18 protein-coding genes are annotated in these 24021 nt (G+C 40.1%); 15 read left to right on the top strand and 3 right to left on the bottom strand.

The window, feature by feature from the left end:
- Position 1 precedes the first annotated feature (1 nt).
- Together pheT and ihfA are read left to right on the top strand one after the other, a co-directional pair.
- On the top strand, positions 2–2389 hold the full coding sequence (gene pheT, locus H5187_RS12540) for a phenylalanine--tRNA ligase subunit beta (RefSeq protein WP_182717934.1): 2388 nt from the start codon (positions 2–4) through the stop codon (positions 2387–2389).
- A gap of 2 nt (positions 2390–2391) precedes the next feature.
- Positions 2392–2685, top strand: a complete 294-nt coding sequence (ihfA, locus tag H5187_RS12535) for an integration host factor subunit alpha (RefSeq protein WP_016707763.1) — start codon at positions 2392–2394, stop codon at positions 2683–2685.
- A gap of 58 nt (positions 2686–2743) precedes the next feature.
- Here ihfA and H5187_RS12530 read toward each other — a convergent pair whose 3' ends face one another.
- A complete protein-coding gene (locus H5187_RS12530; protein ID WP_182740011.1) occupies positions 2744–3544 on the bottom strand; it encodes a DUF2989 domain-containing protein in 801 nt (266 codons plus the stop codon).
- 176 nt (positions 3545–3720) lie between these two features.
- Between H5187_RS12530 and H5187_RS12525 the strand changes: the two genes are divergently transcribed.
- From H5187_RS12525 to H5187_RS12480, 10 genes are all read left to right on the top strand, one after another.
- Positions 3721–5163: a glyceraldehyde-3-phosphate dehydrogenase gene (locus tag H5187_RS12525; RefSeq protein ID WP_145241596.1), complete on the top strand. Its 1443-nt coding sequence runs from the start codon at positions 3721–3723 to the stop codon at positions 5161–5163.
- Positions 5164–5372: 209 nt separating this feature from the next.
- Positions 5373–6503: a carboxypeptidase family protein gene (locus H5187_RS12520; protein ID WP_182740010.1), complete on the top strand. Its 1131-nt coding sequence runs from the start codon at positions 5373–5375 to the stop codon at positions 6501–6503.
- 369 nt (positions 6504–6872) lie between these two features.
- A complete protein-coding gene (locus H5187_RS12515; RefSeq protein WP_182717936.1) occupies positions 6873–8378 on the top strand; it encodes a sodium:alanine symporter family protein in 1506 nt (501 codons plus the stop codon).
- Positions 8379–8559: 181 nt separating this feature from the next.
- Positions 8560–8886 (top strand): hypothetical protein, encoded by a 327-nt coding sequence (locus H5187_RS12510; protein ID WP_149982912.1) that lies wholly within the window; start codon positions 8560–8562, stop codon positions 8884–8886.
- A 1-nt stretch (position 8887) separates the two neighbouring features.
- A complete protein-coding gene (locus H5187_RS12505) occupies positions 8888–9169 on the top strand; it encodes a YeaC family protein (RefSeq protein ID WP_016707757.1) in 282 nt (93 codons plus the stop codon).
- Complete coding sequence (locus tag H5187_RS12500) at positions 9159–11843, top strand: DUF349 domain-containing protein (protein WP_182740009.1); 2685 nt, start codon at positions 9159–9161, stop codon at positions 11841–11843. Before H5187_RS12505 ends, H5187_RS12500 begins: the two co-directional genes overlap by 11 nt.
- A 95-nt stretch (positions 11844–11938) precedes the next feature.
- The gene (locus tag H5187_RS12495) at positions 11939–12493 is read left to right on the top strand and encodes a DUF1439 domain-containing protein (protein WP_182717938.1); all 555 of its coding nucleotides are present in this window, start codon (positions 11939–11941) and stop codon (positions 12491–12493) included.
- A 253-nt stretch (positions 12494–12746) separates the two neighbouring features.
- Positions 12747–13517, top strand: a complete 771-nt coding sequence (locus H5187_RS12490; RefSeq protein ID WP_182784861.1) for a hypothetical protein — start codon at positions 12747–12749, stop codon at positions 13515–13517.
- Between the two features lie 307 nt (positions 13518–13824).
- Positions 13825–14127: an H-NS family nucleoid-associated regulatory protein gene (locus H5187_RS12485; RefSeq protein WP_182784863.1), complete on the top strand. Its 303-nt coding sequence runs from the start codon at positions 13825–13827 to the stop codon at positions 14125–14127.
- An 82-nt stretch (positions 14128–14209) separates the two neighbouring features.
- Positions 14210–15967, top strand: coding sequence for a DEAD/DEAH box helicase (locus tag H5187_RS12480; RefSeq protein ID WP_182740007.1), 1758 nt, complete (start codon positions 14210–14212; stop codon positions 15965–15967).
- A gap of 21 nt (positions 15968–15988) precedes the next feature.
- On the opposite strand, the gene H5187_RS12475 is transcribed toward H5187_RS12480, so the two are convergent.
- Positions 15989–16324 carry a ribonuclease E inhibitor RraB gene (locus H5187_RS12475; protein WP_182797917.1) on the bottom strand — a complete coding sequence of 112 codons (336 nt, stop codon included), beginning with the start codon at positions 16322–16324 and terminating at the stop codon, positions 15989–15991.
- Between the two features lie 174 nt (positions 16325–16498).
- On the opposite strand from H5187_RS12475, the gene H5187_RS12470 reads away from it, so the two are divergent.
- The 3 genes from H5187_RS12470 to H5187_RS12460 all read left to right on the top strand — a co-directional run bounded on the left by H5187_RS12470 (position 16499) and on the right by H5187_RS12460 (position 23088).
- Positions 16499–18214 carry an autotransporter assembly complex family protein gene (locus H5187_RS12470; RefSeq protein WP_404936145.1) on the top strand — a complete coding sequence of 572 codons (1716 nt, stop codon included), beginning with the start codon at positions 16499–16501 and terminating at the stop codon, positions 18212–18214.
- Positions 18214–21900 carry a translocation/assembly module TamB domain-containing protein gene (locus H5187_RS12465; RefSeq protein WP_182797916.1) on the top strand — a complete coding sequence of 1229 codons (3687 nt, stop codon included), beginning with the start codon at positions 18214–18216 and terminating at the stop codon, positions 21898–21900. Before H5187_RS12470 ends, H5187_RS12465 begins: the two co-directional genes overlap by 1 nt.
- A 306-nt stretch (positions 21901–22206) precedes the next feature.
- Complete coding sequence (locus H5187_RS12460; RefSeq protein WP_182797915.1) at positions 22207–23088, top strand: peptidylprolyl isomerase; 882 nt, start codon at positions 22207–22209, stop codon at positions 23086–23088.
- Positions 23089–23142: 54 nt separating this feature from the next.
- On the opposite strand, the gene queF is transcribed toward H5187_RS12460, so the two are convergent.
- Positions 23143–23988 carry an NADPH-dependent 7-cyano-7-deazaguanine reductase QueF gene (gene queF / locus H5187_RS12455; RefSeq protein WP_182717945.1) on the bottom strand — a complete coding sequence of 282 codons (846 nt, stop codon included), beginning with the start codon at positions 23986–23988 and terminating at the stop codon, positions 23143–23145.
- Positions 23989–24021 lie beyond the last annotated feature (33 nt).

The raw sequence follows: 24021 nt of genomic DNA, 5'->3' as shown, positions 1-24021 counted from the left end.
CATGAAATTTAGTGAAAAGTGGTTAAGAGAGTGGGTTAATCCTGCAATTGACACGCAGGCTCTTTCGGAACAGTTATCGATGGCCGGCCTTGAGGTAGATGGTGTAGAGCCCGCTGCTGCAGAATTCTCTGGCGTTGTTGTCGGTGAAGTAGTTGAATGTGGTCAGCATCCTGATGCAGATAAACTACGTGTAACTAAAATCAATGTCGGTGGCGATGAGCTATTAGATATTGTATGTGGTGCGCCAAATTGCCGTTTAGGTATCAAAGTTGCAGTAGCTATGGTTGGCGCTGTATTACCGGGCGATTTTAAAATTAAAAAAGCCAAACTACGTGGTCAACCGTCTCACGGCATGCTGTGTGCATTCGTGGAGCTGGGTATTAGCGAAGAAGGCGACGGTATCATGGAGTTGCCACTTGATGCACCAGTGGGCACAGACTTACGTGAATACTTAAGCCTTGATGACAACATTATTGATGTTGATTTAACCCCGAATCGTGGTGACTGTTTAGGTATTAAAGGCATCGCTCGTGAAGTGGGCGTACTTAACAGTATTGATGTTAAAGCCCTAGAGATACCAGCGGTTGCAGCAACTATTGATGATAAAGTATCAATTGAACTAGTAAACGATGAAGCCTGCCCACGTTATTTAGGGCGTGTGATCAAAGGCATCAACCTTGACGCCACAACACCACTTTGGATGGTTGAGAAGCTTCGTCGTAGTGGCGTGCGCGCAATTGACCCTGTGGTTGATGTAACTAACTATGTGTTACTTGAACTTGGCCATCCAATGCATGCTTTTGATTTAAATGCGATTGAAGGCGGTATCAAAGTACGTAGCGCCCATGCTGGTGAAGAGCTGGTATTACTAGATGGTAATACTGCTAAGTTGAATGAATCTACCTTAGTAATAGCCGACCATAACAAAGCGCTGGCGATTGCCGGTATCTTTGGCGGTGAGCAATCAGGCGTTACCGAGCAAACAACGGATATTCTATTAGAAAGTGCGTTTTTTAATCCAGTTGCTATCGCAGGGCAAGCCCGTAGCTATGGTTTACACACAGATGCATCGCATCGTTATGAACGTGGTGTGGATTTTGCGCTGCAACATGATGCAATAGAACGTGCAACTGCGTTGTTACTTGAGATTGTAGGCGGTCAAGCAGGCCCTGTAGTTGAAGCTGTTGCAAAAGATAAGCTTCCTAAGGTCACTGAAGTGCGTCTTCGTCGTGCGCGTTTAGACCGTGTTATTGGTCATCATATTGAAGATGCGAAAGTAACCGACATTTTAACCCGTTTAGGGCTTGATGTGAAAATTGTCGATGGTGTGTGGAGTGCAGATGTACCAAGCTACCGTTTTGATATTCGTATCGAAGAAGATCTAATTGAAGAAGTTGCTCGCGTATATGGTTACAACAGTATTCCAAACGTAGCTCCGACTGCTAAATTAAAAATGACCACTCATAACGAAGCCAATATTGCAGTGAGCAAATTTCGCAATACGTTAGTGACTCGTGGTTATCAAGAAGCGATCACTTACAGCTTTGTTGATCCTAAAGCACAGGCTATTTTACACCCAGACAGTGACGCGCTTATTTTGCCACATCCAATTTCGATTGAAATGTCGGCAATGCGTGTGAGCCTTATGCCAGGTTTACTTGCATCAGTAATGTATAACCAAAACCGCCAGCAGCCACGTATTCGTTTATTTGAGCATGGCCTTAAATTTCTACGTGATGAAAACGCAGAGAATGGCGTAAACCAAGTTGCAGTTATCGGTGGTGCTATTACTGGTCTGGCACATGGTGAACATTGGGTTGAAGAAAAGCGCACCGTTGATTTTTATGACTTAAAAGGTGACGTTGAAGCATTACTTTCATTAACCAATGATATAACGCGTTTTGAAATCAAAGCAGAGCAATCAGATGGCTTACATCCGGGCCAATCTGCGGTGATTTATGTTGAAGGTAAAAAGGTCGGTTTCTTTGGTGCTATTCATCCTCAAGTACAAAAATCGTTAGATATCAATAATGCGACTTACGTGTTTGAAATTGAAATGACAGCCATTGAAAAAAGAAATTTACCAGAGGCTGTAGGGGTTTCGAAGTTCCCTTCAAACCGCCGCGACATCGCTATTTTAGTGGAAGATCAGGTGAAATCTGGCGACATTTTATCAGTGATAGAAAAAGTTGGCGGAAATCAATTGGTTGACCTAAACTTATTCGATGTGTATAAGGGCAAAGGTATTGAGCCAAATTATAAGAGTTTGGCGATTGCTCTAACACTGCAAGCGGTTGATAGAACACTCGAAGAGAAAGATATCAATCTAGTAGTTGATAACGTGGTGGCCGCACTGGCTGAACAGTTTAATGCATCGTTGAGGGACTAGATATGGCGCTTACTAAAGCCGACATAGCTGAACACCTATTTGAAAAATTGGGGATCAATAAAAAGGATGCCAAAGATTTAGTTGAAGCGTTTTTTGAAGAAATCCGCTCAGCGCTTGAAAAAGGCGAGCAGGTTAAGCTCTCTGGATTTGGTAACTTTGATCTTCGTGACAAGAAAGAAAGGCCTGGCCGTAACCCGAAAACTGGGGAAGATATCCCTATTTCGGCACGACGCGTCGTCACCTTTCGACCTGGTCAAAAGCTCAAAACTCGTGTTGAAGTTGGTACGAGCAAATAAATTAAAAAAGGCAGCGTCAGCTGCCTTTTTCTTTTCTATAAACTAAGTTTGAACGCGATTAAAAATCCCGTGGTGAAACAAACTGCCCAGCTTGAATACTGTCGTAGGTTTGCTGTGCGAGGGTATCTAATCCGCTGAGACTTTTTCCTGTTGCTGTTAGCTGTTGTTCAATTGGGAATATTTCAACATTGGTTATCCCAGAAAGCTGCGCAATTTTTGCAAAAGTATAGGCATGCTTATATTTTTCCTGCTTATAAAACAAACTGGTCAATGTGGTGAATATTTCGGGGTTTGGAGTTTGCTCAGCTTTGTTTAGCTCTAACGTTTTATACAGTAAGTCTATGGTCTTATCTTCATCAAACTTAATATAGTAGCTGGCTAAGAAAAACTGGATTTCAGCGTCCTCAGTGACACTAGGATCCTTTTCAAGCGCAAGTAATTTAGTCAGGGCTGATTGGTCATTATTGCGTGACCAGTGATAATACAACAACCCAGGGTGGTTAGTATTTTTGGTATCTTGAAATAACCGTGTCATTTCCTTGATACTGGTTAAATGCGCTTCAACGCGTGAGGTGGTTTTTTCTTTTAACTTGATATGCTCAATTTTTGCCGCCAGCGATACGCATCTATCGTATTTTTCAAAACCCTTTAATAATAAATATTTGTTATCGTCAGTCGGTTGTTTGTATTCATGGTAACGCGCCATGATCACATCAGCACGCTGTGCTTTACAGTGACTATCGGTATTTAAATCATTACATAAACCTGGGGTTTCTTTACACACCTTTGCAAGTGTCAACGGTTCTTCACACCCAGTTAATGCCAACAAACTCAGTAAAACACTTGCTCTTAGTAACATCCCTTAACCTCACCTTAATAATTACCTTGTTATTCTAGCGTAATGAATTGATCTCTAACAGTGGAGAATAAAGTTAGTTTAAATTAGAATAGCGAAGCCCACTGAGGCGTGTTGCTCTCAAAATTCAATACGTCTTATGGCTATCCGTTCAAAAATTGTTTAATTAGGTAAATAAAATGACCTCATCTCACGAGTTAGAATACACAAATAGTTGGCAAGAACGCCAAGATTACGCAGAAAGTATGCAACCTATCATTGGTAAGCTTTATCGTAATCGTGGTATTGAAATCGCGGTATATGGCCGTCCTCTCGTCAATGCCAGTACAATTGATATCATCAAATCTCACAAAACAGTGGCACAGTTTGAAGGTACTAAACTACGTTTACGCGAAAGCTTTCCGTTTTTAGAAGCTATTAGCAAAATGGATTTAAACTCTGCCCGTATCGATATTGGTAAACTGGCTTATGGTTATTTATTTAACGATGTTGCAAATGGTCGTTCTATCGAAGAATATTTAAACGACGAGTTAGCTGAAATTGTAAACTCACAAGCCAAAGAGCCACGCGATGTGGTGTTATATGGTTTTGGTCGTATCGGTCGTTTACTAGCGCGTTTGTTAATTGAAAAATCAGGTCCTTATGCGGATTTACGCTTACGTGCAATCGTTGTTCGTGGTGGTAAAGACGGCGACCTTGAAAAGCGTGCTAGCCTATTACGTCGTGATTCAATTCATGGTCCTTTTAATGGTTCAATCACCATTGATAAAGAACGTAATGCAATAAAAGCCAATGGTAGCTACATTCAGGTGATCTATGCTAACTCTCCAGATGAAATTGACTACACAGCATATGGTATTGAAAACGCATTGATCGTTGATAATACGGGGATCTGGAAAGACGAAGCTGGCCTTGGCTTACATTTAAAATCAAAAGGCGCTGCAAAAGTACTATTAACAGCACCGGCGAAAGGCAATATCAAAAACATCGTATATGGTGTTAATAACCACGATATCAAACCGGAAGATAAAATTGTTTGTGCAGCAAGCTGTACTACCAACGCAATCACACCAACATTAAAAGCACTTAATGATAAGTTTGGTATTAACAATGGTCACGTTGAAACAGTTCACTCGTACACTAATGACCAAAATTTGATTGATAACTACCACAAAGCAGATCGTCGTGGCCGTGCCGCAGCACTTAATATGGTGATCACTGAGACTGGCGCAGCTAAAGCTGTTTCAAAAGCATTACCAGAACTTGAAGGCAAATTAACGGGTAACGCAATCCGTGTACCTACACCGAATGTGTCTCTGGCTATTTTGAACTTAAACCTTGCGACCAGCACCACGGTTGAGGAGTTAAACTCGTTCTTACGCCATGCTGCTCTGCATTCAGAGTTACGCGACCAAATTGATTACACGGCCTCTACTGAGATTGTGTCTACCGATTTAGTCGGCAGTCGTTATGCGGGTGTGGTTGATTCAACCGCCACTATCGTTGATGACAACCGTATTGTACTTTATGTTTGGTACGATAATGAGTTTGGTTACAGCTGCCAAGTTGTGCGTTGTATGCGCGATATGGCCGAGGTTTCATTCCCAAGCTTGCCACGTTAATTGGTAATAGCTTAAAAATCTTTACAAAAAGCCAGCATTCGCTGGCTTTTTTAGTCATGAATGTTTTTTCAAAACCCAAGCCATGTGGTAGGCTGTATCCAGTTTGCTACATTTTAATAACAATGCGTCCATTATAGTGAGGCGTTATTTAATTTCTAACTAACAAGCGATGAGTTAGCGATTAATTTTTCATATATAGGTTTAATAAAATGAAAATCACCAGTAATTTTGACAGTGGCAATATCAAGGTCATTGCCGCGACCGATCCACTTAATATTCAGCTTGAGATCAATAAAGATCATTTATCTGATTTTTTTCAGTGGTTCCATTTCCGTTTAGAAACAACACCTTTTCAAAGCCATAAATTACATATCAATAACCTTGAAAATTCAGCTTATCCTGACGGCTGGGAAGGTTATCAGGCAGTTGCATCATATGATCGCCAAACCTGGTTTCGTATTCCTTCAAACTATGCTGATGGCACGTTATCATTTGAGATTGAGCCAGAATGTGGCTGTGTTTATTTTGCTTACTTTGCACCATATAGCTACGAGCGTCACTTAGATCTAATCACATGGGCACAAAGCCAAGAAGCCTGTCAGCTTGAAACCTTAGGTGAAACACTTGATGGCCGTGATATGAGCGTACTGCGCATTGGTGGCGAAAGTGATGAAAATAAGAAAACTATTTGGATAACAGCCCGTCAACATCCAGGCGAAACGATGGCCGAATGGTTTGTTGAAGGTGTATTACATAAGTTATTAGATGATGAAGATCCACATGCAGCAGCATTGTTATCAAAAGCGGTATTTTACATCGTACCGAACATGAACCCTGATGGCAGTGCTCGCGGGCATTTACGTACTAACGCAAAAGGAGTTAACTTAAATCGTGAATGGCAAACTCCCAGCATGGAAAATAGCCCAGAAGTATATTTAGTGCTAAATAAAATGCGTGAGACCGGTGTTGATATGCACCTTGATATTCACGGAGATGAAGCGATTCCATATAACTTTGTAGCCGGTAGTGAAGGTATCCCAAGCTATGATGCACGCTTAAAAGACTTAGAAGACAGTTTTAAAGCGGCATTGCACATAGTGACTCCTGAGTTTCAAGATGTCCACGGTTACCCGAAAGATGAGCCAGGTCAAGCCAATCTAACGGTGGGGTCATCAGCTGTTGCAGAAGAATTTAAAGCGCTTGCTTATACGGTTGAAATGCCATTTAAGGATAACGATGGTTTACCAGATCCTGATTATGGCTGGTCAGATCGCCGTTCATATCAATTTGGCCAAGACACCTTGGCTGCGATTGTTAACGTAGTAGATAAATTAAGATAACGCGTTTGTACTAAGGGCATCATTCATATCGATGCCCTTAGTTTTTTTAATCGCGATGAATGGCATTAGCGACGCTAATAAAGCGATGATATTTGTTTAATGTGTTACTTAAATCTTTTCCAAGCTCTGTTCGAGCCGTATATTTAAGTTACCTGCATAAAACCACGTAGGGTTAATTAAGTTTTACAAGTAGTTGTTTTGAAAAATAAGTGTTAACAAACTTAGATCGTTTAAGTTAATATTCAAAAAGTTGCAGGGGAGGTAGTAATGTTGTTACCTTATTTCCCATAGCCATATGTCGCGCATTCTGATTAGCTACAGCAGAGTATCGTAACTAGAAAATAATAAATATAACTATAGAGGATATCCATGGAAGCTTTTGTAAGCGCTGTTAATGATGTTGTTTGGAGTAATGCACTCATCTATTTATGCCTAGGCGCAGGCTTGTTCTATTCTGTATTAACCCGATTTGCTCAAGTTAGACATTTTAAAGAAATGTGCAAATTACTATTTAGCCCTAACACCTCAGATAAAGGGATCTCATCTTTTCAAGCATTGGCTGTGTCGTTATCTGGACGAGTAGGGGTTGGTAATATAGCCGGTGTAGCGGCAGCAATTGGCTTTGGTGGCCCTGGTGCTATTTTTTGGATGTGGATAGTGGCTTTTCTAGGGGCAAGTACCGCGTACGCCGAATCTACATTAGGGCAAATTTATAAAACAGAAGAAGATGGCCAATATCGCGGCGGCCCAGCATATTATTTTGATCGCTGTTTAGAACAAAAATGGCTGGCGATTTTATTTGCCGTGTCGGCAATTATTGCATGTGGTGTTTTTCTGCCGGGCGTGCAAGCCAATGCAGTTGGCAACGCGTTTACCCAAGTGTTTGGTGATGGCACTATGGTCTCAACGAGTTTTGGTGAGGTTGGTAGCTTTAAATTGGTTGCTTTGGCAATTATTCTTATTGTTTTAGCGTTTATTATCTTCGGTGGTATTAAGCGTATTGCTAACTTTACTCAAATTGTGGTGCCATTTATGGCGTTAGGCTACATAGTATTAGCTTTAATCGTGGTATTTTTAAATATCGATAAAGTACCTGATATCTTCTCTTTAATCATAACAGATGCGTTTACCGCACAGGCCGGTTTTGGTGCCGCTATTGGTTGGGGTGTAAAACGTGGTATTTATTCTAACGAAGCTGGTCAAGGTACCGGACCGCATGCAGCTGCAGCGGCTGAAGTTGATCACCCAGCCCAACAAGGTTTAGTGCAAGCTTTTTCTGTTTATGTTGATACTATTTTTGTTTGTACTGCGACAGCATTAATGATTTTAATTACCCAGCAATACAATGTAGTGGGTGAATTACCTGCAGGGCAATTTATTGTACAAAACGTTGATGCTGCAACTGAAGTTGGTTCAGCTGCTTTCACGCAAATGGCTTTATTCAGCGTGTTTGGTGGTTTTGGTGAAGCATTTGTTGGAATTGCATTGTTCTTCTTCGCTTTTACTACAATACTTGCTTATTATTATATTGCTGAAACCAATATCGCATATTTAAATCGTTATTTTAAAGGTACTATTCCGCTTGTGATGGTGAAATTTGTGATTATGTTTATGGTGTCATATGGCATGGTAAACAGCTCTGGTTATATCTGGAGTATTGGTGACATTGGTGTAGGTTTAATGGCTTGGATAAATATATTGGGCATTTTATCAATATTCTTTGTGGCTAGACCTGCGCTATTATGTTTGCGCGATTACGAAGATCAGAAGAAAAAAGGCGGGGATATCACATTTGACCCTGTTAAGTTAGGGATCAAAAACGCTACTTTTTGGGAAAAGCGTCTCGCAAAACAATCAAAAGACTCTCAGTTATAGGATTGAGTGGTGTAATCAGAGATGTTTTGGTTATTGTAAAAATTAGATACTCGTTGTTTTTCGGATCTCAGCTATTGGCTGCAATTGAAAAAAGACAACGACAAATAAAACACGTACAATAAAGGGCGCCGCAAGGCGCCTTTTTTATGCGTAGATTTTTATGCGAAGTATGGAGAAAGATATGGCAATTGTTCGTTGTCCTAGTTGTAATAAGTCAATATCCGATAAACACCAACAGTGCCCTCACTGTGAGAATAATGTAGCGCAGCTTGATGATGAACAACGTCAACAGCTAGCGCGCGAAAAACGCATTCAAAAACAACAAATGTTTATGAATCATTCTTTTTTTGCTTTACTGATATTTTTAGGTGGATTCTTTAGTTTATACTTTTTACATCCAGAACCTGAAACTCCATCGTGGTACGCATGCTCCGCAGCCATTGCAATCGGTTGTATTTGGTATTTAATAAACCGCGTTATTTTAGTGACTTTAAAAAAGAAAAAATGACATGAACATCGATAATCTCGTAAAAACAATTACCCCAGAATTATTCGAACGCCTCCAGTATGGTGCCGCAACAGGTAAGTGGCCTGATGGCACGGTACTCAGTGACGAGCAAAAGCAGCAGACAGTGCAATTAGTCATGCTTTACCAAGCAAAAGTAGCGCAAACAAATGAGCAATTCACCATCGGTTCTAATGGTGAAATGGTGCAAAAAACCAAAGCACAATTGCAAAAAGAATTTACCGCAGACAACGAAATAGCAAGGTTTAGTGAACATGATCTTTAAACACCTTTTTACCCCGAAGTGGAAGCACCCGAAGCAACAAGTACGTTTAGAGGCAATTGAAAAGCTAGATGTAGAGCGTGATGCGACGATTTTAAATGCATTAGCTCTGGAAGATAGTTCAGCAGAGATCCGTAAAAAAGCGCTTAATAAAGTCAATGATTTAGTGCTGTGGTGGCAGGCGTATAAACAAGATCAAAGTTTAAAAGAATTAGCAGAACAGCATATATCAAATGCCGTACTGAGTGATGAAAGTAACTTATCTAGCCACATTAAAAACGAATACATAGAGCGTTTTGCTCCGGTAAAAACGCTTGAAAAACTTGCATTTGCAGAAAAAGAACTGCAAGTAAGAGCGAAGCTATTAAAACGTTTGGCTAATCCTAAGTTAGTTGAAAAGGCGTTCAAAGAAGGTTCAAGCGAACTACAAGTGCACCTTGTTGAGCAAGTGATCACCCATCAATTAGTGAAAAGCTTAGTTAAGCATGCACATGATGAGGCAAAATTAACCCTTGAGACGCATATAGAAAATGAGCGTTTAGCAATTGAAATGCCATTAAAAGTACAAAATGATACTCGTGTTATTTTGGCAAAACTTAATGCATTACGTGAAAAACAAGACTATGCGCTTGTTACTCAACAATATGGTGAGTTAACCCAGCAATGGCAGGCACTTGATCTAACCTGGTTAAATCCAGAACAACGCGAGACGGTTGCAAATAAATACATCGTACTAACCGAAAAATTAAATGAGTTAGTTAGTCAATTACAAGCTGTTCATGAGCAACAACAACAACGGTTAGCTCAGCAGCAACGACAATTATTGGCGTTGGCAAATTTAGAAGCGTTAAGTGATGAAATTGAAAATGCGCTACAAGTTGGCTTAGAAACACCAGAGCAAATACAACAAGATTGGTTGGAAGCTAAAGTTGCACAAGCACAGGAAACACTGACACAAAGCGAACTGCAAGACGGCGGGCAAAAAAACCAAGTGACTGGCAGATTAACAAGTTTGTTTAAGCAAGTAGCTAAATTACCAGAGCTTAGTGAAGCGATCAGGGTTTTTAAAACTTCATTAAAAGAATTGAGCAGTATCAACACTGACGATATTGACCAAGCAAATTATGATGAGGCTAATCGCCAATTTAAGCAGACGTATAAAGCGGCGAATGCATCTTTAGCTCAGTTACCTAAGCCGTTACAAGGGCCTTTTAAAGCACAATTAAATGAGCAACAACAACGCTGGAATAAAGCTGTTGCACCTATTAGTGATACATTAACAAAAAATCAGCAACAAGCTACTCGCAAAGGACGCGATGTTCAGCGCCTTATTGAACAAGGCCGTTTTAATGTTGCATTTGGTGTGTTTAAAGGCTTTATTGAGCTGTATGAAACGTTAACTCCAGTTAGTCAGCAAAGTCTTGAAAAAGTCAAAGCAGATCTTGAGCAGCAGTTAGAAAATGCTCGTGATTGGCAAAAGTATGCGTCTGCCCCTAAGCGTGAAGAGCTACTAACTGAAATTACCAGTTTGCTCAATCAACCTTGCACAGATGCCAAGGCGCGTGCAAACGAAGTGAAAACATTACGCCGTCGTTGGAATGAGCTTGGACGTTTAGATACCGAGCAAGAGCAGGCGCAAGGTAAAGAGTTTGATGACAAGATAGAGCTATTATTTGCACCATGTCGTGAACATTTTGCGCAACTTGAACAACAGCGCGAAACGACGAAACTTGAACGCGAAGCGATTATCACTCAGATGAAATCATTGGCTGATACTGATACGACGAGCGATGAGTTTGATTGGAAAGAGTTTGAAAGCCAATACAATCGTATCAATAAAGTATGGCGTAATGCGGGTAATGTAGAGCCAAAAGTATACCGTGCTTTGCAAACACAATATAAAGCGCAGCAACAGCAAGTATTCAATGCGTTGAATGCGTTTCATAAAAGCAACGCGGCAGCAAAAAATGCACTCGTTGAACAAGCACAGCAATTATCAGTAAGTGAAGACTTAGCTGATGCTTGTCAGCAGCTCAAAGAGCTGCAACAGCAGTGGCAGGGAATAGGCTTTGCGGGTGTAAAAGCTGAAAATGCATTATGGCAAAAATTCCGTCAATACAACGATGTGACATTTGCTAAACGCAGTGAGGAGTTTGCTCAGCATAAACAGCAACAAGCCGCCGACAACGCAGTTATCGCAGCACAACTGAGTGAACTTGAAGACGCATTACCAGCGGTTAATCAAAAAGCGCAATTACTAGATTTACGCACTAAGCTAATTGTGCTTGAAGGGAGCAAAGAATTAAATAACCGCATGCAAAAGCTATTAGCTAACATTGATGGTAAATTAGCCGTGCTGACAGAACAAGCAGCACAGGCTGATTTTAGCGCTTTATTTAGTGCGCTTGAAAACCAGCAAGCAATACCTGCACAATGGCAAGGGTGTGCTGATACGCATTTAACCATTACGCAACTGATGTTAAGAATGGAAATTCTAGCTAATGTTGCCAGTCCTGAGGGAGCACCTCGTATGGCTGAGCAGGTTGCAATGCTTGACGATAAGCATCGCGGTGAACAAGCTGATCTACATTATTACTTAAAACAGTTATTGGCTCTGGCTCAAGGTTCAGTTGATGCTGACACACTAGGACGTTTAAAAGCGGTATTTAGCATTTAAATAATCTAGGGCGCCGCAGATTAAATAAAGCCGCCGTTGTGCGGCTTTTGTTTTTATTTGGTTTTTGACGATAATATTATAGTAAAGGAAAAACAATGAAGTATATTTTATTAATTAGCTGTTTATTACTCTCTGCTTGTAACACCACGAACGGCGTATCTGTTTATTCATTTACTAGCAGCGAAATTGAAACAGCACTTAACCAGCAATTACCAAAACTTAGTGAAGAAGTCAGCTTGATGGGGTTACCTGTACAGTTTAATGTGAATGATTTAAGCGTGAATGTCGGCCCTGATAATCGTGATGTAATCGTATTAGGTGCAGATTCGAGTGCTGTTATAAATGCTTTCGCACTTAAATACCCAGTGCGTCTGAAGCTGCAAATAGAAGGTGCGCCATTTTATGATAGTGAGAAAAAAGCGGTATTTCTACGGAATGTAAAATTGCTTGATTCAACTATCGACGCGGGCGGTTTTAAGGGAAACCTAGCGGTGCTTGATGATGAAGCAATGAAAGTTATTAACGGATTTTTAGCTGTAAACCCAGTCTATAGATTAAATATGAATGATCCTAAGGTTGCGCTATTAAGTAAATTACCTTTAGATATGAAAGTAGAGCAGGGCGCAATTAAATTAGTACCTAGCATTTAAACTAATATTATTCAGATGGTTGAAGCCCTGCACGTACAGGGCTTTTTTGTATCTGTTTAAATATAAGTAAGATGGTTGTTGCTTAATTTAAAAGGGGAGGTACACGCTATAAGGGCTGCTATTTATAACCGTCATCGAGATATAAATTAAAAGAATAATTTTATTATATAGGTACAAGTTGTGTGTTTAATCGACTATACTGATTGTTAGTTAAACACCCTTAATTGCCTTCTTTATGGATAAAGAGCCTATTATGAAAAAATGTAACGTGATATTCAGTGCAACGATGATAGCTGTATTCTCGGTTGTAGCTTTTGCTAATGAGCCCGATTTAAATTCTAATCCTTTTCTTGCAGAACATGCAGCGCAACCGCAGGGCGCTCAGGTGTTTTCTTTTACAGAAACGCCAATTGAACTGCACGAACATGATAAAATTAATACTGCCCAAGATACAGGCTATTTACGGCTTGCTTTAGAGACTAAAACCAATGGTTTTGCGTTAGTGGACACATCTCAGATCAAAGATATTGAAAAAGTGATTGCAGAGCACAAAAATGGCCATGAACTATTTCTGCGCACCTTAAAACCTGAAATCATGGCGGCGCAATCAACCGCAGACCAAACTAATTTGTCGCAGCAATTTGCAGGAGACACAGTTGCTTTAGATAATATATTGTTGCAACAAGAATTTACTGTTATGAGTAAAACCGTTGGCGGAAATTTTATTGCCGGTAGCGGTTGGGATCAGTTAACTCAGATTGTCAAGAATGATACGTTTGGTACTGTGATTATAAAAATGTTTAGTTTTAGTCAAAGCAGTGGCGTATATATTGATGCGGACGCGGTGAATTATTATGTAAATAGCAACCCTGGGGTCCTTTATGTACTTAAAGACAATAGCGATAATGTGTACACGAGTTTATCTTGGGCTGACCAAAAGCAATCCTATTCTATTGGTCTTGAAAAAAACATTAATGATATTGGTTTAGCGGGGCGGTTTAAAACGCTAATAACGTCGATGTAGTTGTATTATAAAGTGATCAAATGAATTTATGTAATTGCGAAAATATTGAGATGAACGTTCGTTTTTAAATAAAAGGATTGCATACTCTTTAGGTTAATTAAGCATGTTAAGTATATTTTTCAGCGCTGATAAAGTGAATAATAAACCACTTAACTTTAATAAATGACTATACTAATCTTATTGATTAATCTTAGTTTAAATAAAATCCTTAAAAACTGCTTAATCAGCTTGGCCTATTTTAAAGAATAGGCTTATAATTTAGTTGAATCATATCTAATTTATAACTTTACAACTTAGTGAGTAAAAAATGAAAGAAGTTAAAGCTTTTATTAAATCAGCGAGTCTATCAGACTTAGAAAAAGCACAGGCATTACTTGGCGATGCGATTGCAAAATATACGCAGCAGCAGCAAGCGAAACAAGAAGTACTTGATCTGTTAAAAGCAAAAGGTCTTACTCTTGATGATCTTCAAGACGGTGCCCACGATAAACGCACAAAAGTAATGCCTAAATACCGTATTGAGTTTGAGGGTGAAATTGTTGAATGGACTGGCCGTGGTAAACGCCCTAAAGCATTCCAAGGTGTTGAACTTACCGACCACTTAGCTTAATACTGTAGGGGGTGTATACCCCCTCTTTATTTACAAAATAGTTATTACCCCATTATTTGTTGACCCCTTCGAAGTTGCCACTATGACGTATGTACTACGACCCTATCAACAAGAAGCGGTTGATCGCACTGTCGCTCATTTTCGTAAAACCTCAGATCCTGCTTTAATTGTATTACCTACGGGTGCAGGTAAAAGCTTGGTGATCGCTGAGTTAGCGCGAATTGCCAGAAAGAAAATTTTAGTACTTGCCCATGTCAAAGAGCTTGTTGAGCAAAATGCTGAAAAATATAAAAGCTTTGGCCTTCAGGCGAGTATTTTTTCTGCGGGTTTAAAACAAAAGTCATTGCTACATCAAGTAACGTTTGCCAGTATCCAATCGCTGTCACGCAATCTTGAGCAACTTAACGAACATTATTCGTTAGTGATCATAGATGAATGTCACCGTGTCAGTGGTGAGCAAGATAGCCAGTACCAAAAAGTGATCGTTGCGCTAAAAGCATATAATCCGCAGTTAAAAGTACTTGGACTTACCGCTACGCCTTATCGTATGGGAATGGGCTGGGTTTATTATCGCCATTATCATGGTTTTGTTCGAGGCGATAAAGCGAGTCCATTTCGAGAATGTATTTTTGAACTACCCCTGCGTTATATGATCAAGCATCATTATTTGACTGCGCCAAAGGAAGTGGATGCGGCGATCAGTCATTATGATTTTTCTTCTTTACAAAGTGATTCCTTCGGACGCTATACAGCCGATGATATGAACCAGTTGCTAGAAAAGCATAGCAGAGCAACCAAAGCTATTATGCAGCAAGTTATTCAGTACAGCGAGCAACGCCAAGGGATCATGATTTTTGCTGCGACCGTATTGCATGCAAAAGAAGTCTATGGTTATTTGCCTGAACAACAAACGGCTTTGATCACCGGGGATACTCCTAACGCTGAACGTGACCGTATTATTTTGGAATTTAAGCAGCGCCGACTAAAGTATTTAGTCAATGTATCGGTGCTCACCACCGGGTTTGATGCGCCTCATGTTGATTTTATTGCTATTTTACGCCCGACAGAGTCGGTTAGTTTATACCAACAAATTGTTGGTCGAGGCCTGCGTTTAAGCGAAGGGAAAACCGAGTGTTTGGTAATTGATTATGCAGGTAATGGCTTTGACTTATTTTACCCCGAAGTAGGAAGTAAAAAAGGCGATAGTGATAACGAGCCTGTACAAGTACTTTGCCCGGGTTGTGGTTTTGCCAATATATTTTGGGGAAAAACCGATACACAAGGTAAAGTGATTGAGCATTTTGGCCGTCGCTGCCAAGGTTTACTCGAAGATGATGATGGCTCAAAAGAGCAATGTGATTACCGTTTTCGCTTTAAAGAATGTGAAGCGTGTGGTGCGCAAAATGATATTGCCGCACGTCAGTGCCAGTCTTGCCATGAGGTAATGGCTGATCCTGATGATAAACTACGTGCTGCATTAAATTTAAAAGATGCATTGGTATTACGTTGCAGTGGTTTAAGTGTTGTTAGCCTTGCAAATAACGAACATATTATTAAAGTTACTTATTATGATGAAGATGGTGCTAGTTGCGATGAAATTTATGATTTCTCAAAGTCCGGCGCCCGTTATGCGTTTAATAAACAATTTGCTCAGCGTACTGCTAATGGTCAAACACCCACAGAATATAAGTCAGCTGGACAAGTTATTGCTGGACAGATGCAGCTTGTTGCACCGGATTTTGTTATTGCTAGAAAGAGTAAAAAATATGGCTGGAAGGTTGCCGATAAACTATTTGATTATCAAGGTAACTTCAGAAAGGCAAATCAGCTAAGCTATTAATAAGCTTAACTGATTTTAGACTTAGGCGTCGTCGCCATCCATTAATCCCCAGCCATCACCATAACCGTTATAGCCATTTGCAATACTTTCTAAATATTGCTCTGTTTGGCCAAGTAAAGTGTGATCTGGCACCATCTCTACCTGAGTTACCACTTCCCAAATACCGGTGTCTGTGCATTGCACTAATTCGGTGGCAGGGGAGAGTTCATCTTTGGCTATCGCGGTGGCAAACTTTACGGCATCTACTTTTTGCTCAAATAAAATATAGAAATCAATTTTGTGCATTTGGGCCAAATCTATACCCGCAGCGGCGATTTCAGCTAAAAGTTGGCCATTGTCATCATCAGGAAAGTGCATTTAAAAACTCAATAAAATTATTTCAAATTAGTATCGACTATTGTAACCAAAATAAAGCACATAAGCGTACTAATTTTCACATTTGAGTTACTGCGTGAAGTGACTTCAATATGGTACTATTTCAATAATTATCGGTAAATTGTTTTTAAGTAAGGAAATTACTTGCCTAGTTGGATATTAACTCGCTTTGCGGTTGGTTTATTTTTATTTTTTTCGTTTCATGTATTTGCAGCTGCGCAAGTGGTAACTAGTTATGAAATTAATGGTATTAAGGGCGATCTTGAAAAAAACGTTGCGCTGTACTTAAAACAATTAGAAGGTGACAATGCAACCAGTACTTTGTTAAGTCATGCAAAAAAACAAGTGGCGAGTAGTTTAAAAGCACTTGGTTATTATAAACCGACCATTAAGTTAAATTATAATAATGAAACACAAACCTTAGTGGCCACTATTGAGCGCGGACCTGTAACACGAATTGCAGACGTACGTATTACTGTCCAAGGTGATGGTAAAGATGACCCTCTACTCAAGCATAGCATCAACACTATTAATTTAAATCAAGGGGATATTTTAAATCACAGTAACTATGATGCGGCGCGTAAAAAAATTGAAGGGCAATTGCTTGAGTTAGGATATTTTGATGTTAAATGGCTAGCACACCAACTCGCAATTTCATTAAAGAATAACAGTGCTGAAGTGATCCTAACGATCGACACCGGTGTTCGTTATCAATTTGGTGAGTTAGTTTTGGGTGAAGAAACTCGAGCTGAAAAATACATCCGTTCTATTGCAAAATTTCAGCAAGGTGAAGCTTATAAAGCAACCTTGGTATCTGAGTATAACTTAGCGCTTTCAACCACTCCTTATTTTGCCAGCGTACGTGTTTACGCTGATATTTCTAATCGTGCAAATAAGCAAGTGCCTATTAGGGTTGACGTGCTACACAAACCTGCCAATAGTTATGAAATAGGCGGCGGCTACAGTACAGATCTGGGGCCCAAAGTGCGTTTTAAATGGTCTAAGCCTTGGATCACTGAAAATGGCCACTACCTTGAAAGTAACTTAAATGTGTCACAGCGTCAGCAAGATATTTCACTTGGTTACACTGTCCCTGTTGATGATCCAAATGATGACTTATGGCGTTTTTCTGTTGGTTACAAGTTAGAAGATGAGTTAACTAACGACGTATACAGTAAAATTCTCACAGGGCAACTACAACGGCAATGGTTGACCAATGATAACTGGGTTCGTACCGCTTTTTTACGCCGCGATCGTGAAACATACCGAATTGGCGATACAGAGCAAAGCTCAAAAATGTTAATGCCCGGGCTCAGTTACGCTAAAAAAGTTACCGAGGGAGGCACAACACCATCATCAGGATATCAATGGCTGGTGTCGGCAGAGTTTGGCTTAAAGGACATGTTTTCAACTACTAATATCGTCAGAATGCAGATACAAAATGCTTGGTTGCAAACATACCTTGACCGACATCTGATTTTTTTAAAAGCAAATATTGGTGCAATGTTGGTTGATGATATTGATAACGTACCATTTTCACTGCGTTTTTATGCTGGTGGTGATCAAAGCGTACGTGGTTTTGCATATCAATCAATATCACCTGAAGATGAAGCCGGTCGTTTGATTGGTGGTAAATATCTAATTACAGGTACTGTTGAATATAATTACCAGTTTGCAGAAAGTTGGCGAGCAGCCTTATTTGTAGACAGCGGTACAGCGACCAATGACTTTACTGACCGTGTAGAAGTGGGGGCTGGGTTTGGTATTCGTTATTTAACACCAGTAGGCCCTGTGAGAATTGATCACGCGTGGGGACTCACTAAAGAAAGTAACAGTACACGATTAAGTATTACCATAGGGCCTGAAATTTAATGTCAAGAATGAAAAAAATCATCACCGCACTCACAGTGTTTCTTGCCTCGGTATTCGTGCTGGTATTTTGTTTATTATTTACAGCACCGGGTAATCAGTTGATTGCCTATACCGCAAACAAACTAGTCGATGGCTTACACATAGATATTAACAATGGCCGTTTTTTATATAACGATTCATTTGATGTGCGGTTTCAACAAGGTGGCTTAGATTTTAATGCTAAAAACCTAAAAATCGATCTATATTGGTGGGGATGTGAAGGTATTTGCATCGAAAATATAAGTGCGCAGAGCATGGCACTGGTATTGCCCGATACTTCACAAAATTTAGCTGATGATGAAGCGACTGTTCCAGAGCTGCCAGTTGCCAGTAGTACTGATGAAATCAGTTTACCGATAGCAATTTCGATTAAACGTATCGCAATTGCATCGTTTAAGCTTGCTCATCCCAGCGCTGATGTCACAGTGACAAAATTTGCGCTGTCAGCCTCGGCAGAGCAATCCCTTGTGACGTTAAAATCACTCTCAATTGCTCAAGTTGATGTGCTGCTTAAAGAGACTCAATCACCTCCTAGCGAACCACTAACTGCACTTGCGGCGTTACCTGACATCCATTTTAGCTCGCCGCTTGCAGCAACACTTGAGCAATTATTGGTATCGAAAGTAACGATTGTACAGGGTGAGCAAAGTCATGAAATTACAGATATTAAAGGTGCTTTCTCAATTGCAAAAAATCAACTGATATTACCTTCATTCAGTGCTGACTATTTGCAATGGCATTTGAGTAGCCAATTAAAAGCCTCCTTAGTTGATGATACGCCGGTTACGGCAAAAATAACTCTTAACAATCCAGAGCATCAGCTCAGTTTGGCTGTGGATGGTGATTTACACGATTTGCAATTAGATGTAGTCACCCAAGGGCAATATCCGCTAAGTGCAAAAATAAACGCAGATTTAAAAACGATAAACTTTCCTTTTTCAGTCAATGCAAATATTACTCAGTGGCAGCTTGAAGTAGATAACAACGCTTTAGAGATTAGTGATGTGCAGTTAACTGGCAAAGGTAATGCTGATGATTATAAGTTACAGCTAATAGCACAAAGTCAGTTGGCGGCATACCCTAAGGTACAGTTAAAGTCCTCTCTTAAAGGTGGCCTAACCCAGATCCACGTCGATGACTTGTCATTGTTAGCGAACGAGAGTAAAGCCACTATTACAGCGTCTGCGCGTTGGGATGAAGGTATCCATAGTGAGTTTTCAGGGCAATTAACTCATTTGAAAGCCCAGTACCTAACAGATGCGCTAACAAGTGATCTTTCAGGGCAATTTAACGGTGTTTTCAGTGCTAAGCAGCAGCAATGGCAGCTGAAAATGACCAATACTCAGCTAGCTGGTACGCTGAACGATATACCATTTAGCTTTGCCTCAGACTTTGATTTAAATAACTCACTGTATGCAAGTATTGATAAGTTTGAGCTTGCCAGTGGTGAAAATAAACTTACATTATCTGGTGATATCACTAAGCAGTGGAATATTAAAGGGCTGTTACATTTAAATAAAGCGCAGCAAAATGAACTCGAATTTACCGGCGTTGGTGAAGGTAAGCTTGCGATAACTGGGCAACGATTGGAGCCGATAGTTAATTTAGATGTTGGCATCAGTCATTTAAGCTTTGCTGATATTGCGATTGAACATTTAGCGCTCAAAACAGACTTTAATTATGCCGCTGATTGGCAAACCAATGTGAGTTTAAAACTCACCGATGCGAGCGTATCTGGTCGTCATATCAACAGTTTTACTATAGCAGCTGCAGGTGATAAAGCTGATCATCAACTGCAACTTAATTTAGATGCCGCTGACGGAGAAGCTCAATTTGAAGTTGCTGGTAAATTTATTAATCAAGTATGGCAAGGCCGTGTCAGTGATGTATTACTTACTGATAATGTTATTCGTGTTAGCACACAACCGGCGGTTGCAATTGAATTTAATATCGACAATGGCGATTTTTCGGTGCAGCAACATTGCTGGAAAAGTGACAATAGCAAACTTTGCGTTGAGCAGCTTAGCCAAACTAACCAACAAGGTCAGTTTAAAGCGCAACTGGATAATTTTGATCTAGCCGAAATAAAACATTTATTACCTGAGAATATTATTACCGAAGGGGGCTTGAACGGCCAACTAAATGCGAATTGGCAAAACGCTCAATTACAAACTTTAACAGCAGCAATTAGCTCACATGATTTGGCGGCTACGCTTATAAATGAAGATAAACGCTATCGTTTACCAATAGAAACGTTTTCGCTTAACGCCACCGCGGGTCAACAAAATGCACAATTGCAGGCTCGTCTAAGCTCTAGTGTGATTGGTGATATCAGTGCTGACCTCAATGCTGAAGATTTAACTGGTCAGCAATTGCTTCGTGGTCAACTTATGATTGATAAGATTTTATTAACCGATTTACAGCCTTTTATGGGTACTCTAGAGCAATTAAAAGGCAGTATCAGCGGGCAAATTGCGTTAGCTGGCACGCTCAGTGCGCCATTGTTAAATGGTGAACTTGAGATTGCCGACGTGAATTTACAAGGCGAGCAACTTCCAGTCGCGATTGTGGATTCAAATATTAGTATCGCATTTGATAAAACCAAAGCGACCTTAGAGGGTCAGTTAAAAGATGCTGAAGGCGGTGACTTAGCACTGACCGGTGATATTGATTGGCAAGGGACTCAGCCTGCAGTTAACTTAGCGGTACTTGGTGAGCAGTTTTATGTGCGTGCGCAGCAAGGAGTGATTTTTAAGATCTCCCCAGACTTAAAAATAAGTTTAGTTGATCATGCTTTTAAACTAGCAGGGCAAGTGGTTGTCCCGTATGGTCGAATAGAAATCGAAGAGTTACCAGAAGGCGCTGTGCGAGTCAGTGATGATGAGATTATTATTGATAAGCAGACTAAGCAAACGCAAGCTGTGCCTTTTGATTACGATATAAACTTAAAGCTAATTGTTGAAAACGATGTGCGTATAAAATCTTTTGGTTTGGAGTCAAAAATTGAAGGTGATTTAGCGATTAAAATGGATCAACAAACGCCGATGATCACCACCGGTGAATTGAATTTACGACAAGGGACATATCGTTCATTTGGTCAAGATTTGATAATTCGCACCGGGCAAATTGGTTTTAGTGGCCCAATTGATAAGCCGTACTTAAATATTAAAGCGATCCGTAATCCAGCCAATACAGCTAATGATGTTATTGCCGGGATCACTTTAACAGGCAATATCGACCAGCCTGTATTCAAAGTGTTTTCAGAGCCTGCAATGGATCAAGCACAATCACTCGCTTACTTGTTAAATGGTCAACCATTAGGTGAAGGTGATAGCTCAACCGATGCGATGTTAACTCAGTTGTTGCTATCGCAAGGGGTGAGCCGCAGCGAAGGAATGGTTTCTAAAGTTGGTGAAACGTTTGGTTTATCTGATGTGAGTTTGAGCTCTAAGGGTAGCGGCGAGGAAACCAAAGTTGAAATTTCGGGTTACGTTGCGCCAGGCATTCAAGTGAAATACAGTGTGGGGATTTTTGACTCCCTTAGTGAAGTGGCTGTACGCTATCAGTTACTGTCGCAGTTATACATTGAAATCACCAGTGGCCTGTATCAAAATGTTGATATTCTTTATAAATTCGATTTAGATTAATGGTCATGATGCATTGAGAGCATATATTTTAGCTTATTTATTTTGTTTTTTTAGTGGCTTAGCTAACACGCAATTAAGTGTTAGCTAAGCCGAAGGTCATCCTTATCCTGCTGAGTTACTCGCACTGGTATTAAGTAAGTCTGCTATCACTATTGCGCAAGCTAATTTAAAAAATCGTCTAATTATTCAGCTTCGCAATCCCTTATTGCCGGGCAGTGCGCCGATTCAGCAACAACAATTTTGGCTTGATAAAAAAGCCTTAACCCAATAATGTAGCACCACTAATAATAAAAAAAGTTGTGGGATATGTTGAAAAAATCATGCTTAGCTGCGGTTGCGTTAATCTTGAGTCAAACAAGCGTGGCAAACACGGTTGAACAACTAACAGTCAGTGATGTAATGAGTAATGTAAGCGCATCAGAATGGCGAATGGTAGATGCTGATAATATCATTAAAATTACTCTACCTTCGGGCGCGGCGTATATTGAACTTAATCCATTACTTGCACCAAAACACACACAGAATATAAAAAAACTTGCTCGTGAAGGCTTTTATAGAGGTTTGAGTGTTTACCGTTTTGTGGAAGGTTTTGTAGCCCAAGGCGGTGATGCCAGTGGTAAAAAAGTAATTAACACTGCAAGTAAAGCTGTACCTGCTGAGTTTTATTTAGCGACTAAAATGGCACTTAAAATTACCGAACTGGATAGAGAAGATGGTTACGCTGCAATCACGGGGTTTTTAAATGGCTTTGCAGTGGCACAAAATGAAGCGCAAACCCAAACTTGGCAAGTACATTGTAACGGTATATTTGCGATGGCAAGGGATAATGATATTAACAGCGGTGGCACTGAGTTTTATGTCACATTAGGTCATGGACCTCGTTACTTAGATAGAAATATTACCGTATTTGGCCGGGTGCTAGAAGGCATGGCTCATTTTAATCTGCTCTCACGCATAGAAACAGCAGGAGAGAAATTTAATCCAATAACGGATCTGCAAGTTTTAGCTGATATAAGCAAAGAGGACCTGAGTCAATTTAAGGTGCTAAAAACAGATTCTAATAGTTTTAAAATGTTGATTAAAGCGCGTCAAAATCGCAGTGAAACATGGTTTGTAGAAACGCCTAATTATGTTGATGTCTGCGGTATGCCAATACCAACTAAAAGAGTTAGTGAGCTAGAAAGTTAGCGAGTTGAAAATTAACCCCGAGCGGGCTCGGGGTTCTATACAATAAAATGGTTATTATTGGCGGTTTATTTTCACGTTAAATGGTATTGTATCGTGATCTGTGGATCGATATGGGTTGATATCAAGGCCACCACGGCGGGTGTAACGGGCATAAACTTCAAGCTTGGTAATCTTCAATTGCGTGATTAAGTCACAATAAATACGCTCAACACATTGCTCATGAAACTCATTATGAGTACGAAAAGAAATCAAATACCGCAATAAAGACTCTTTACATACTTGCTCACCGGTATAGCGAATAATAATACTCGCCCAGTCAGGTTGTGAGGTGATCAAGCAATTAGATTTTAATAAGTGACTGTGCAGTGTTTCAGTCACTGTATTTGTCGCGACCGCTTGTAAAGAGTTAGCATGTAAATGGTAGTTATCAATTTCAATGTCTAAGTCGTCAATGCACTCACCAGGCAACGGCGTACAGGGTAAACAGTTATAATCACTCGGGCTGTACAAAGTAACATTGACGGGCTTTGCTACTGCTGTCGATAGATCCGCAGTTAGAATAGCCTGTACGTCATCAATTGAATCAAAACGGCTTTGATTAAAGCTATTTAAATATAACTTAAAAGACTTTGATTCAATGATATGGCTACTTTGACAAGGAAATTCAAAGGTGGCCACGGCAACCACAGGTTTACCTTTTGCGTTTAACCACGACAGCTCATAGCCAGTCCAAAGATCTTGACCCTTAAAGGGCAAGGCACTTTCATCAATGTTTAAATCATCGCGGTTAAGTTTACGTGCGATCGGAAACAATAAGCTCGGTGTGTAGGTATCTACATACTCGGTTGATTGGCCAAGTACGCTGCCTTTTAGTTCAGGTGAATTGCTGTAATCTGTCATGTTACGTCTTTTATAGTTACAATAGCGCCATTA

The organism is Pseudoalteromonas sp. SG44-1 (assembly GCF_014164315.1).
Taxonomy (GTDB): domain Bacteria; phylum Pseudomonadota; class Gammaproteobacteria; order Enterobacterales; family Alteromonadaceae; genus Pseudoalteromonas; species Pseudoalteromonas rhizosphaerae.
Note: the sequence above shows the minus strand (reverse complement) of the source record. Positions and strands in the feature narration are given on the sequence as shown.